This is a genomic window from Soonwooa sp. T0.1_25 (genome assembly GCF_057652215.1).
On the sequence record NZ_JBYFBZ010000005.1, the window covers coordinates 36,353 to 49,662 of the forward strand.

The following is a 13,310-nucleotide window of genomic DNA, read 5'->3' on the forward strand; positions in this document are numbered from 1 at the left end:
TGCTGAAGTTTAATCTTTTATTTTTGATTTGAATTTTCGTTGATAATCGTCCCACTGTTGACGACTTGTGATGTTTTTGTAGTCCTGCGTACTAATCATCGAAAAGTAAGGTTCAACATCTTTTGCGGAAAGTGCACCCATGAGACTCGTAATTGGAGCGGCATGTTCATCCAAAAATACGATGGTCGGGACCGTCGAGATGTTCATATACTTCGCGAAAGAATGCATCGTGGCGTTGTCCTTATATTCGAAATCGCGGCCTCGAAAGTTGACTTTCTCTTTGCTATCTGCAAAAAACTTAACTGCATAGAATTTGTCTGCAATCATTTTTGCGATAACAGGATTGTCAAAAGCGAATTTTTCCATCTTTTGACAAGGGTCACAGTGGTCATCTGTAAAAGCAATGAAGATTTTTTTTGGTACTTTCTTTTGCGCTTCGAGCGCTTCGTTAATCGTTATCCAATGCACTTGTGCAAAAGAAAAATAAGACGACAACATGAAAAATAGTGTAAAAAAAATCTTCATCATAAATGCTATTTTATGAAGAAGCTCGACAACTTATCTTACTTCTTGCATTAATTTTTTAACAATAGGAGATATCAAAATTAATACCACACCGGCAATTAGCGCATAGAATCCTAGCATCTTGTAGCCTTCTGTATATGCAAGAAGTTTTGACATTAACGTTCCTCCTGTGTTGGCTTCAGACATTTCTGCTCCAATTTTCCCTGCAAAAAACTGTCCAAATGCACTTGCCAAAAACCACATTCCCATCATCATCCCAAATAGTTTTTTAGGAGAAAGTTTCGTAATGATTGACATCCCAATTGGTCCTAAACATAGTTCTCCAAATGTAATAACCAACCATGTGAATGTAAATAAATTGAGTGATGATTTTCCGTCATCATTTGCAAAAAATCTTAATGAATAGAATAAAAAGAATCCTGCTGCAAGGAACAAAAATCCAATTCCGAATTTGATTATGGTGTTAGGTTCTAGTTTTTTCTTGGCTAACCAAACCCAAAGTAACCCAACTAATGGGCTGAAAATAATGATGAAAAATGAGTTAGAACTATTATTGATAATATTCGGGTCAATATTGAAAAATAATAAATCAGTACTTAAGTTATCTTTTGCAAACAAAGATAATGAGCCACCACTTTGTTCATATATTGCATTGAAAATTAAATACATAACAATGAAAATGAACGCTGCTATTACTTTTTTACGATAACTATTATCTAGTTTTGAAATTTCGTAACCTAAATAGATAAGGGCGATAGTACCAATCCCATACATGAAATAGTCTGTGAAATTGCTGCTGTGAATTAAGAAATAAATGATTGGTAACATGATAATTGCCCCAACAATAACCATCAATTCTTTACGAGTTCTAACAGGTTTGGTATCTTTTTCTAAAGGAGAATTTCCAATTGGATCAATGGTTTTTCTGATTACGAAATAGGTAATCAAACCAATAATCATAACAATTGCTGCGGCTAAGAAACATAAACTCCAAGAGTAATATTTTCCTAAATACACACATAAAGCACCACCTAGTAGTCCTCCAATATTAATCCCCGCATAGAACATCCCATAACCAGCATCTCTTCGAACATCATCTTCTTTATACAGCTCTCCTACCATAGAAGATATATTGGGCTTGAAAAATCCTGTACCAACAATAGAGCACGTTATCCCAAAATAGAACAAGTCATGTGGGTTATAGGCAATGATTAAATTTCCGATGGCCATAATAATTCCTCCAAAAACCAAGGATTTTTTGAATCCCAGAATTTTATCAGCGAAGATTCCCCCAATAAAGGTGAATGCATAAATAAACGCTTGGATAGTGCCATATTTTAGATTAGCATCTTTTTCAAAAAGACCTAATTGATCGGTCATGAAAATTACCAACACCCCACGCATACCGTAAAAACAGAAGCGTTCCCACATTTCTATTGTAAAAAGATACCAAAGTTGTTTTGGATATTTGCCTTTAAAATTTTGAATTTCTTGTAATGTTAAACTCATTTAAATAGTGAATTAAATTAATCCCAGTAAGTAGTTTTGTAAAAAACTATCAAGCGAATGTACGAAAAAACCTCAGATTGCTCAGAGGTTTTTAATATTTATTTATGACGAAAATTAATTCACATCATGCATCATTTTCTTTAATTTAGGAGAAATAATTGCCAATAAAATACCTGCTATACCACAAAGAATAACAAATACCATAAAGAATTCATATAGATTATGGATTTCGAATCCTGCGAATGTCGGATACTCTGTTGATAAATGCATTTCTTTAAATTTGGCAGCTTGCTCTGGTGTTAATGTTATTTTCTTATCTAAGACATCTTGTAAGTTAACTCCAATTTTTTCTTGTGCCATTTTATACTTGTCTCCGGTTGCCGGAAGTATTGCTCCTAATGTACCTGCTAACGCATAACCAGCAGCATTGGAAATAAAGAATACGCCGTAAAGTAATGATGCGAATCTTTTTGGAGATAGTTTTCCTACCAGAGATAAACCGATTGGAGAAAGACAAAGCTCACCACACGTTTGGATGAAATATAATAATACTAACCATTTGATAGCAAGTAATCCATCGTTACCTAAGTCTTTTACATTATGCGCAATGATGAAATAACTTACCGCGATCAAGATAAGTCCCATCGCTTGTTTCAGTGGAGATACAGGTTCTTTACCTTTAGCTCTCAATTTGTCCCAAAGGATACTGAACGGTACAGCAAGCATTACAACGAAAATCCCATTAAAGATTTGTACCATCGATGCCGGCATTTGCCATCCAAATAAAAATGTTCTATCTGTTTGGTTATCAGCGATGAAGGTTAGTGAAGATCCTGCCTGCTCGAAAGCTGCCCAGAAGAAAATAATAAAGAACGAAACAATGTAGATTACTAAAATTCTTTGCGTTTCAACTTTAGTTAAAGCCTTATCTAAAAGGATAAGAATTGCTAAAGAAATTCCCGAAGAATAAATAATTGGGTAGATGATCCCTTTTACTAACGTACCAATTTCAAATTTTGAAAACCATATTTCATCAACGGATAGATATCTGAATGTGAAGAATAATACGATGAATAGTGTTAAAGAACCTAATAAAGCGCTAGATGCAAATTTAGCAGATTCGTTTTCAGCATCTTTTGCATCAGACTTCTTAGGAATGTCTCCGATTGGTTTTCCTTCTGGATCGACAACATATTTGTTTTTAAGAATGATAAAAGTAACTGTTCCTAAAACCATTGCGATACCAGCAACTAGATAACCCCATTTGAAAGCGTGTACATCTCTCTGTCCGTCAACAACAACGTCTGCAATAAGTGGTACAAAATATTGGCTTAATAAGGCACCAATGTTAATACCCATGTAGAATATGGTGAAAGCTGAGTCTAGTTTGCTTTTTTCTTGCGCAGGATAAAGGCTACCAACCATTGATGATATGTTTGGCTTAAAAAATCCATTCCCAAAAACAATAATTAATAAGCCTATCCAGAAAAGCATTTTTGAAGTCTCTAGAGCAGTATCAAAAGTTATGGCACTATAGAACAAAAGAAACTGTCCAATGGCCATTAAGCTTCCTCCAAGAATAATACAATAACTGTTTCCTAAATATTTGTCAGCGATAAAACCGCCTAATAGTGGTGTTAAATAACATAATGCTAAAAATCCACCATAGATAATTGAAGCATTCGATTCTCCTAACATTAAGGAGTTAACCATAAACAAGGTTAAAATTGCACGCATTCCGTAGAAGTTAAAACGCTCCCACATTTCTGTGCTAAATAAAACCCACAGCCCCTTAGGATGCCTTTCTTTGGCCTGTACTGTATCCATATTTTTTATTGTTAAATTTTTGTTAAGACTGACAAATATAGCTTTTTTTTGAAAATGGCATGATGCTAATCATAAAAAGATGCTGTTTTTTGATGCTTTTCTAAACTTTGTTGCGTTTTTGAATTTTATTAAATAAAAAAATCTCCACATTGCTGCAGAGATTTTTATATTGATTGTCAAAGGATTAGTGCCCTTTTTCTTTCATAATTTTGTTGAGACGTTTTAACATCGAGAGTCCTAATAAGGTTGCAAAAATTAACAATGCAAAGTTCACTAAAAAGTAGTTGGCTTTGTTCTCATAACTGTACCAAGTGCTTGCTAAGATCCCCGATAGCTTGTTTCCGACAGAGTTTGCAAGGAAAAAACCTCCCATCATTAAAGCTGTTAATCTTGCAGGTGACAATTTAGAAACGAAGGATAATCCCATAGGAGAAAGGCATAATTCGCCAACAGTAATAACACCATACGATGCAAATAGCCAAAGTGCAGAGACTTTTACAAGGCCATTTTGTCCAGCATATACAGCGCCTACCATAACCAAACACGATAACGCAGAAATGAAAAGTCCTAAAACAATTTTAGATGGCGTCAGCGGTTCTTTTCCTTTTCGACGAAGTATCGCCCAGAAGGCTACAACGACAGGCGTTAATGCAATGACCCAAAATGGATTTATCGATTGGAATAGCTCTGTGTTGTAAAGAAATACATTCTTGTCATTTTTGGCGTCAAGTTTGGCTTTCTCATCGGAAGAAATGTTACGGAAATAAATATCTTTTCCTTGTTCTTTTAATGCTGAACCATCTTCAGCCTTTTGCGATCGGAATTGATCATCGTATACGTTAACCTCTTTAGTTTCGTAACTTTTTTCTTCAACTAAAAATAAAGCGGCTAAAGGTTTTTCTACAGATTCTGATACTGAACGATCTGTGTAATAATTGGCCCATCGTGTTAAGGCGGTTCCGTTTTGTTTAAAAACTGCCCAAAAGAACATACTGACCAAAAATATAGATAACAATGCTCCGATTGATGGTTTCTCAAGTGGATTGGCTTTAAGATAAAGCGAAACATAAAAGTAGATAACAGGGATACAAGCAAAAATAAATGCATCTGTATTGGTGCTACCAAAAATATTACTTCCGAAGATCATTGTCGGTAAAAACCAACCAATAACACCAGCGATAATCGCAGGGCCAAAAACTTTTAAAAGAATTTCTGAAAGCTTTGTATCGCCTTCTTGTACAGGCTTCATCTGTGCTGCATGTAGGTAATGTTTTCTACCAATGGTAAAAATAATAAGACCTAGCAACATCCCAATACCTGCCGTGATAAAGGCTTCGCCCCAACCGAATTTGTTTCGCATAAAAGCTGCGATAATGTTACAGATAAAAGCTCCAATATTAATTCCCATATAGAAAATATTGTAGCCAGAATCTTTGTTTGCTTTATAAGGTTCTTCCGAATAGAGATTACCTAAAAGAGTGGAAATAGTCGGTTTGAAGAAGCCATTTCCGATAATAATTAAGGCTAAAGAAGTGTAAAATAATGGTTTGTCTGTGAACACACCTAAGCCAATGTATCCAGCAGCCATTAAGATTCCGCCAAGATAGATGGATTTAATATAACCTAAAATTCTGTCAGCCAAAAAACCTCCGATAAAAGGTGTTAAATAAGTTAATGCGATAAAAGTTCCAAAAATATCATCTGCATCTTTATCAGGAAAACCAAGTCCGCCACCAATACCTTGTGGCTCGATGAGATACAAAACAAAAATTCCCAATATCAAATAGTAGCCAAATCGCTCCCACATTTCGGTAAAGAAAAGATAAGGAAGCCCTTTAGGATGCTTGCTCTTCATAATTTTATTTTTTCAAATTGGACAAAAATAAGATTTTTATTCGATAGATAATGTATATATTAACTTCAAATTTAATTTTGTTTAACAATCAGTTTTAATTCAAAACAGCTTCCAAGTCATTGAAAGCTGTCTGTTTTGTAAATTATTAATCCTAAGTTGTTATTTTTCAAATGACGATCGGTAAGCTTCATAATACTCATTTATTCTTTTAATCATTTCTTGTCGACCAGCTTGTATTTCTGCGATCATTTTGGGATCTTTTGTATCTAATAATTTTAGGAGCTCGCGATAACGTCCTGTGACTGATTGTTTTTTATAAGCTTTATCATGTTTAACCAAATAGATATAAGGTTCTTTTTCGTAGTAATCAATAGCCATTTTTAAGATTTTATGATAATTTTCAACATTAGCTGATAAGAATAAATAAGAACTTTCTTCCAGCATATTTGCGGTTTCATCGTTGCTATAATGTCCTAAAGTTGAAGCATTAAAATCTGCAGCACGCAATTGTGTTAAATAATACAAAAATCCGCTTTCGTTATATTGTCCTTTTTTATAATAGTCGTTGGCTTTGGTAATGTAAGCGGCAGGGTAGTTTTCCTTGTCCAGTTTTTTGGTTTCTTCAAATAGTTTTTTGCTATCAAACTCAACAGTTTTTTTATGCGTTTGGATAGAATCGGCCGCATCAACGAGTCTTTTGTAATAAAGGATGTAATCTAACTCTTCATTTCCTGTTGGTTTTGTTTGAGCAAAATAAGAGTGCCCAAAAATTATAAGACTAAGTATTAACAGTAATTTTTTTATCATCTTTTGAGGTTTAAGACAAATCTAAATAAAAAAAATCCGACTTCAAAAAGTTGAAAGCGGATTTTTGTTTTATAGATTTTCCAAAATATAATTGGTCATTTTTTCGTAAAGTTGAGGTCTTGTTTGTCCACCATAGATGCCATGGTTTTTGTCAGGATAAGCCATAAAATCAAATTGTTTCTTATTCTGAATTAAAGCTTCTGAAAATTCCATCGCATTTTGGAAATGGACGTTGTCGTCAGCTGTGCCATGGATCATCAAAAATTTCCCTTTCAGCAATTTAGCATAAGTTGTCGGCGAGTTAAGATCATAACCATCTTTATTTTCTTGCGGGGTTTGCAAAAATCTTTCGGTGTAGATTGAGTCGTAATATCTCCAGTTGGTAACTGGCGCAACAGCGATACCCATTTTGAAGACGTCGGCGCCTTTCGTTAAAGCTAAACTTGCCATATAGCCACCGAAACTCCAGCCGAAAATTCCTATTCTAGATTTATCAACATAAGATTGATTGCCAAGCCATTTTGCAGCGGTAATCTGATCTTCGATTTCGTATTTCCCAAGTTGTTTGTAAGTTGACTTTTTATAAGCTGTCCCTTTGTAACCTGTACCACGACCGTCAACACAAACAATTAAATAACCTTTTTGGGCTAACATTTCGAACCAAATTCCATTTCCGCCGTCCCACGAGTTAGAGACTTGCTGAGATCCTGGACCAGAATATTGGAACATAAAAACCGGATATTTTTTGTTAGGATTAAAATCTTTTGGTTTGATCATCCAGGCATTCATTTGGTCGCCGACAGCATTCGGAATGGTTAAGAATTCTTTAGCTAAGAAGTTGTCTTTCTTTAATTTGTCGAGTTGTTCGTCGTTGTTTTGAAGTTCTTTAACATTCTTTCCGTTAGCATCTTTTAAAACATATTTAAAAGGCATTTTCGCAGTTGATGTTGTGTTGATAAAATAATTAAAATTCTTGCTGAAATCCGCCTTGTTAGTACCTTCTTTCTCCGATATAATCTCAGTTTTTCCGGAGTTAATATTTAATTTTGAAACAACTTTATTGATGCTTCCGTTTTGTGTAGTTTGTATAAAAACTTCTTTAGATTTTGGATTATAACCATAGTAATCTGTGATTTCCCAATCGCCTTTAGAAACTTGTTTTTTTAGTTTTCCGTTGCTGTCATACCAATATAGATGACGATATCCGTCGCGCTCAGACGCCCAAAGGAAAGAGTTGTCATCTAAGAATTCCATGGTTAGTTTGTCGGTTTCTATCCAAGCTTTATCGGTTTCAGAAAATAATTTTTGTACCGATGCATTTTGCGTGTTAATCTTTAATAGATCAACTTTATTTTGATGTCTGTTAGAAGTCGCTATAATAATCTCATTGTTGGCTTTAGTTTGGAAAATCTGAGGAATATAATAGTTTTCAAAACTGCCTAGATCAAGTGTTGACATTTTTGAAGATGTCAATTGATACAAATGTGCCGTAATGCTAGAGTTTTCTTCACCAGCTTTTGGATATTTGTAAGTCATCGATTTCGGATACAAATTGTTGTTGTATAACGGGATATTGATTTCTGGGACTTTAGTTTCATCAAATCTTACAAACACAATGGCGTCGCCAGCTTTGTTCCATTGATAATAATCTGGGTGGCTAAATTCTTCCTCATAAACCCAGTCGCCAAGACCGTTGATGATTTCGTTTTTCTTACCATCTGTCGTTATTTGCGTAATTTTTTGAGTGTTTAAATCTTGATAAAATAAATTATTATCAGCGATAAAAGCCACTTTGGATCCATCAGGAGAAAATTTTGGTTCCTGTACCCATTTGCCATTGTTTAAGCTAACAACCTTTCCGTTTTTAAGGTTTTTAACATCAAATTTTCCTAAGAAAGAATGTCTGTAGATTGGCTCGCTTTCTTTTAGAAGTAAAATTTGAGATTCGTCATCAGAAAAAGTGTAAGATTCAAAATTGCCATCAACGATATTTCCTGATTTTGTCGATGTTTTATAAGAATATTTTGCTATTCCACCTTTTTCAATCGTTGCATAATTTTCGCCATCTTTCAGCGAGGCAATTCCAGCAATACCTTTTCCTCTGTAGTAACCAGAATATATTTTGTCTAATGTAATTTCTTGTGCTCTAAGGTTATAGAATGCTGCAATCGCCAAACTGGATAGTATTATCTTTTTCATTATAAATAATTGGAATTAACTTTCGTAAAGATACAGATTTTGCCAATATATTAAGGATATGTAAATAGTTTTCCATAAGTCTTGGCAGAATTCTTGTATGTTTTTAAAAATACCAAAAATAATGTACTATGGAAAATACTGATATTAGAAGTCGTCTTACAAAGTTTGAGTTTGACAATGAAGTGCTTTATACTAAATTTAATTCTTATGCTGAGGCAGAACAATTTGCAAACGAGAACAACGGAAAATTAACAGAAGTTGGTTTTCTCGATGGTAACGATAATCCTGTTTTTGATGATTCAGCGGGTTTAATCGCTAAAAAAGATTATTTCGCAGCAGAACCTAACCCGAATTATGAGATTATCCATTCTGGAAATCCCTTGTTCAAAGAGCTTGTAGCAAAATATGTCAAAAGAGATTCCGAAATTACAGATAAAAGCGTCGAAGAAGAATTATTGTCAGATTCTGATCCTTTAATCTCTGAAGATGGCGTTTTTGTCATTGATAAAAAAGGAGAAATCCAGAAAGTAACTTCAAGAGAACGTGTGCGTTATTTGATGCATACGAAAGTTTACGAACTTGGCGTTTTAATTCCTAAATCTTAGAAAAAATGACAACTCGAAAATATTCCAAAAAAGCGCAAGAGAAAATTGGTGAGGTGATGCACGAGTTTAAAGAAGGAAAATTAAAATCTAGCTCTGGCAAAAAAGTAACTAATAGACAACAAGCGATTGCTATTGGCATATCGGAGGCTCGTGATGAGAGGTTGAAGGTTCCCAAAGATTCTACAACCAAGAAAAAATAATGTAAAAGTCAACTTTGGTTGGCTTTTTTTGTGTCTAATCTCATTTTGCGACTATTATAATTTATTAGTAATTTTGCAACCTTATGACAGAACGAATTCAACAGCCTAACACGGTGGCTTTCCATACTTTAGGATGTAAACTTAATTTTGCAGAAACTTCAACAATCGCCCGTCAATTGACGGACGCGGGTTATGATAAAGTGGAGTTTGATCAACCTGCGAAAGTCTATATTATTAATACATGTTCGGTGACCGAAAATGCAGATAGAGAATGTAAGCTTCACGTAAAACGTGCGATGAAGGCTAATCCGGAAGGTTTGGTGGCAGTTATCGGTTGTTATGCGCAGTTAAAACCTGAAGAAATTTCGAATATCGAAGGCGTCGATTTGGTGCTTGGTGCCAAAGAGAAATTTAATATTTTAAGTTATCTCAACGATTTAGAAAAGGCTGAAAGTACGGCAGAGATTCATTCTTGTGAAATTGATGAAGCCGATTTTTTCATTGGTTCGTATTCGATTGGAGATCGTACGCGAGCTTTTCTTAAAGTACAAGATGGTTGCGATTATAAATGTACTTATTGCACAATTCCTTTAGCTAGAGGGATTTCTAGAAGCGACACTATCGAAAATGTTGTGAATAACGCTAAAGAAATTGCAGCGAAAGATATTAAAGAAATCGTCTTGACCGGTGTTAATATTGGCGATTACGGAAAAGGCGAATTCGGAAACAAAAAACATGAGCATACTTTTTTGGATTTAATTTCAGAATTGGATAAAGTTGACGGTATCGAACGAATTAGAATCTCTTCTATTGAACCAAATTTGTTAAAAGACGAGAGCATCGAGTTGGTATCGAAAAGTAGAAGTTTTGTGCCGCATTTTCATATTCCGTTGCAGTCGGGAAGCGATGATATTTTGAAAAAGATGAAACGCCGTTATTTGACGAGTCTTTATCAAAATAGGGTTTCAAAAATTCGTGATGTGATGCCTGATGCTTGTATTGGTGTGGACGTTATTGTTGGTTTTCCTGGTGAGACCGAAGAAAAGTTTATGGAAACTTATAATTTCTTGAATGATTTGCCAATCAGTTATCTTCATGTTTTTACTTATTCTGAAAGAGAAAATACAGAAGCAAGTGATATGGATGGTGTTGTGCCAATCCCAGAACGTAAAAAGCGTAATAAAATGCTTCGTATTTTATCGGAGAAAAAGAAAATGGCTTTTTATCAAACGCAATTGGGTAAGACCTTGCCAGTTCTTTGGGAGCATGAAAACAAAAATGACTTTATGTATGGTTTTACAGAGAATTATGTTCGTGTTAGAAAAGCATTTGATATCAATTCTGTTAATCAAATAGAAATGTTAAAACTTACGAAGATCGATGAAGAAGGTGTTGTTGCAGTAGAGGCTGCTTTCGAAGATTTCTTAGCAAAGATTTAAAAAAATATACTTTAGATAAATAAAAAAGAGAGTCAAATATTTGACTCTCTTTTTTTATGTTTTAAAACCAAAGATTAAGGTTTTGGTCTCGTAATACTTTTATAAACTTGGAAGTTAAATACAAAAGTTCTGTTTCGCATATCAACTAAAGGATATGTTGACGCTTGATAATATTTATCTCTTGCAAATGCAGCCCTAGAAGGCACAATAATGATACCCTGTAAGTTAGGTGTTGTAGAATCATCCACTTCAGTTGATTTAAAATGTTGTAAAGCTTCTGTAAAACCTTCAATTTGATAAAAATTACGGTCTGTATTATTGTTGTCAGCCATAAACTTCTCAGTTACATAATAATAAGGTGGGTCAACTTGTACGTTTCCAGACCCAAAAATGTCATTTGAGAAAACTGTTCCGTAACGGAATTTAACTTCATTATCCTCATTAGTTGCCCAATACGTTGTCGTTGTGCTCATTATTCTCAAACTATCTGTTGGTGCGATCGTCTTACCTGGATCTGGTTGCGCATTAGCTCTTTTAATAATGATAGTACCGTTAGATAGCGTTTCTTTTGGGTAAGTGGAAAGTTTAGCTTCATTATCGTCATCAGCACTTGTTGTACTAAACGCTTTAACATTACCTTGTGCATCGAAATAATTATTATCTAGAAACTTGGTAATCGCTTGGTCATCGTATTGATTTTGCACATCAATTGTTGGCTCCGTATAGACTGGAGCGTCATCTGCATTGTCTTTCTTACAGCTCTGTAGTGCTAGTGCACATACTGCAAAACCGAATAATATTTTTTTCATTTTTGAATTTAATCTTAAATTGCCGATTATTTAACGGAGCAAAAGTATAAAAAATATGCGAATTGATAAATTTTTGTGGAGTGTTCGATTTTATAAGACAAGAAGTATTGCCGCTGACGAGATCAAAAAGAATCGTGTAAGCATTGGTGCATCGCCTGTAAAGTCTTCTAAAGAGGTGAAAGTTGGCGATATTATAAAAATTAGAAAAAATCAAATCGATTATAAAATTGAAGTTTTACAAATTCCCAAAAGTAGAATTGGCGCTAAGTTTGTGACTTTGCATGTTATCGATAGAACGGATAAAGAACAATACGAAATTTTGAAAATGCGTCAAAGCTCCCAAAACTATTACAGAAATAGAGGAGAAGGTCGACCAACTAAAAAAGATCGACGAGAGATTGAAGGCTTCCTAGATGTGGAAGGAGACGAAGAAGAATTGATGGATGAAGAATCTTGGGATCAGTTTTTCACTGAAATAAAAGAAGACGAGGATAATTAATTCTCGTCTTCTTGTTTTTATCTTATATCTAAAGTCGTAATAATCTCATCAACTATTTCTTCTGGTGACTTATTATTTGTGTTTATTGTGTAATTTGCTTGCGAGTAAAAAGTATTTCTCTCAAAAAGATGTTTTGCAATAAACTCTGGAAGTTCTTCATCGGATAATCTTGCAATGAGTGGACGTTTTGCCTTTTGTCGCAACAATCTTTCTGCTAATGTACCAACAGAAGCTTGTAGAAAGATACTTTTCGATTTTTGGTTGATAAGTTCCATATTGTTGTAATAGACAGGAGTGCCACCGCCAAGACTCAAAACAATATTATCATCAAGTTTTAATATTTCTTCAAGAATTGATTTTTCTTCCTTCCTAAAGAAGATTTCGCCACGCTCAGCGAAGATTTCGGAAATTTTTTTCTGATGTTTCAAAATTATTTGCTGATCAAGGTCAATTAATTTGAAATTTATTTTCTGGCTTAAGAGTTTGGAAATGTGTGATTTTCCGCTTCCCATGTAGCCGATAAGGGAAATTATCATGTTTTTATTTTCAACAAATTTCGAAAAAAATTTTGAGAATCAAAAAAAAGTTATATCTTTGCACCACTAAAAACAAGGGATGTTACTCGAATGTGATAACGCAACTTGTTGAAGTGGCCGACTCGGTAGCTCAGCTGGTAGAGCAATACACTTTTAATGTATGGGTCCTGGGTTCGAATCCCAGCCGGGTCACTAGCTTAAAAAATTTGAAATAAAGATTTACTCTTTAGCAAAGATTTTAAGCCTGCGTGGTGAAATTGGTAGACACGCCATCTTGAGGGGGTGGTTTCCTAAGGATGTGCTGGTTCGAGTCCAGTCGCAGGCACAAGCAAAAAACTAGAATAAGCAATTATTCAAGACTCGGTAGCTCAGCTGGTAGAGCAATACACTTTTAATGTATGGGTCCTGGGTTCGAATCCCAGCCGGGTCACAAATTTACCTCATAGTAAATTTTTTTCATATTAATATTTTGTGATTTGGTGTTTAGAAGCCTCCTGAAT

The 13,310-nt window shown here is 34.5% G+C and carries 12 protein-coding genes and 3 tRNA genes; 7 read left to right on the forward strand and 8 right to left on the reverse strand.

Annotation, left to right across the window (positions count from 1 at the left end):
- Window positions 1–9: 9 nt before the first annotated feature.
- The 6 genes from AC23MB_RS08415 to AC23MB_RS08440 form a co-directional block, all read right to left on the reverse strand.
- Window positions 10–528 carry a thioredoxin family protein gene (locus tag AC23MB_RS08415; RefSeq protein WP_487786989.1) on the reverse strand — a complete coding sequence of 173 codons (519 nt, stop codon included), beginning with the start codon at window positions 526–528 and terminating at the stop codon, window positions 10–12.
- 30 nt (window positions 529–558) lie between these two features.
- On the reverse strand, window positions 559–2,034 hold the full coding sequence (locus tag AC23MB_RS08420) for a peptide MFS transporter (protein WP_487786990.1): 1,476 nt from the start codon (window positions 2,032–2,034) through the stop codon (window positions 559–561).
- A 114-nt stretch (window positions 2,035–2,148) separates the two neighbouring features.
- On the reverse strand, window positions 2,149–3,861 hold the full coding sequence (locus AC23MB_RS08425; protein ID WP_487786991.1) for a peptide MFS transporter: 1,713 nt from the start codon (window positions 3,859–3,861) through the stop codon (window positions 2,149–2,151).
- Between the two features lie 184 nt (window positions 3,862–4,045).
- Window positions 4,046–5,716 (reverse strand): oligopeptide:H+ symporter, encoded by a 1,671-nt coding sequence (locus tag AC23MB_RS08430; protein ID WP_409508605.1) that lies wholly within the window; start codon window positions 5,714–5,716, stop codon window positions 4,046–4,048.
- A gap of 159 nt (window positions 5,717–5,875) precedes the next feature.
- Window positions 5,876–6,523, reverse strand: a complete 648-nt coding sequence (locus tag AC23MB_RS08435; protein WP_487786992.1) for a hypothetical protein — start codon at window positions 6,521–6,523, stop codon at window positions 5,876–5,878.
- A 69-nt stretch (window positions 6,524–6,592) separates the two neighbouring features.
- Window positions 6,593–8,722: a S9 family peptidase gene (locus AC23MB_RS08440; RefSeq protein WP_487786993.1), complete on the reverse strand. Its 2,130-nt coding sequence runs from the start codon at window positions 8,720–8,722 to the stop codon at window positions 6,593–6,595.
- A gap of 128 nt (window positions 8,723–8,850) precedes the next feature.
- On the opposite strand from AC23MB_RS08440, the gene AC23MB_RS08445 reads away from it, so the two are divergent.
- From AC23MB_RS08445 to mtaB, 3 genes are all read left to right on the forward strand, one after another.
- A complete protein-coding gene (locus AC23MB_RS08445; RefSeq protein ID WP_313215340.1) occupies window positions 8,851–9,327 on the forward strand; it encodes a hypothetical protein in 477 nt (158 codons plus the stop codon).
- Between the two features lie 5 nt (window positions 9,328–9,332).
- The gene (locus tag AC23MB_RS08450) at window positions 9,333–9,527 is read left to right on the forward strand and encodes a DUF6496 domain-containing protein (protein ID WP_409508608.1); all 195 of its coding nucleotides are present in this window, start codon (window positions 9,333–9,335) and stop codon (window positions 9,525–9,527) included.
- An 83-nt stretch (window positions 9,528–9,610) separates the two neighbouring features.
- The gene (mtaB, locus tag AC23MB_RS08455; RefSeq protein ID WP_487786994.1) at window positions 9,611–10,966 is read left to right on the forward strand and encodes a tRNA (N(6)-L-threonylcarbamoyladenosine(37)-C(2))-methylthiotransferase MtaB; all 1,356 of its coding nucleotides are present in this window, start codon (window positions 9,611–9,613) and stop codon (window positions 10,964–10,966) included.
- Between the two features lie 74 nt (window positions 10,967–11,040).
- Here the strand turns inward: mtaB and AC23MB_RS08460 are convergent, their stop codons facing one another.
- Complete coding sequence (locus tag AC23MB_RS08460) at window positions 11,041–11,775, reverse strand: hypothetical protein (RefSeq protein WP_312323110.1); 735 nt, start codon at window positions 11,773–11,775, stop codon at window positions 11,041–11,043.
- A 55-nt stretch (window positions 11,776–11,830) separates the two neighbouring features.
- Between AC23MB_RS08460 and AC23MB_RS08465 the strand changes: the two genes are divergently transcribed.
- A complete protein-coding gene (locus AC23MB_RS08465; RefSeq protein WP_487786995.1) occupies window positions 11,831–12,274 on the forward strand; it encodes an RNA-binding S4 domain-containing protein in 444 nt (147 codons plus the stop codon).
- Window positions 12,275–12,291: 17 nt separating this feature from the next.
- Here the strand turns inward: AC23MB_RS08465 and AC23MB_RS08470 are convergent, their stop codons facing one another.
- Window positions 12,292–12,810 (reverse strand): shikimate kinase, encoded by a 519-nt coding sequence (locus AC23MB_RS08470; protein ID WP_487786996.1) that lies wholly within the window; start codon window positions 12,808–12,810, stop codon window positions 12,292–12,294.
- A gap of 119 nt (window positions 12,811–12,929) precedes the next feature.
- Between AC23MB_RS08470 and AC23MB_RS08475 the strand changes: the two genes are divergently transcribed.
- The 3 genes from AC23MB_RS08475 (at window position 12,930) to AC23MB_RS08485 (ending at window position 13,240) form a co-directional block, all read left to right on the forward strand.
- A tRNA-Lys gene (locus tag AC23MB_RS08475) sits at window positions 12,930–13,002 on the forward strand.
- Between the two features lie 50 nt (window positions 13,003–13,052).
- Window positions 13,053–13,135: transfer RNA gene (locus tag AC23MB_RS08480), tRNA-Leu, on the forward strand.
- A 32-nt stretch (window positions 13,136–13,167) separates the two neighbouring features.
- Window positions 13,168–13,240 (forward strand) — tRNA-Lys (locus AC23MB_RS08485).
- Window positions 13,241–13,310 lie beyond the last annotated feature (70 nt).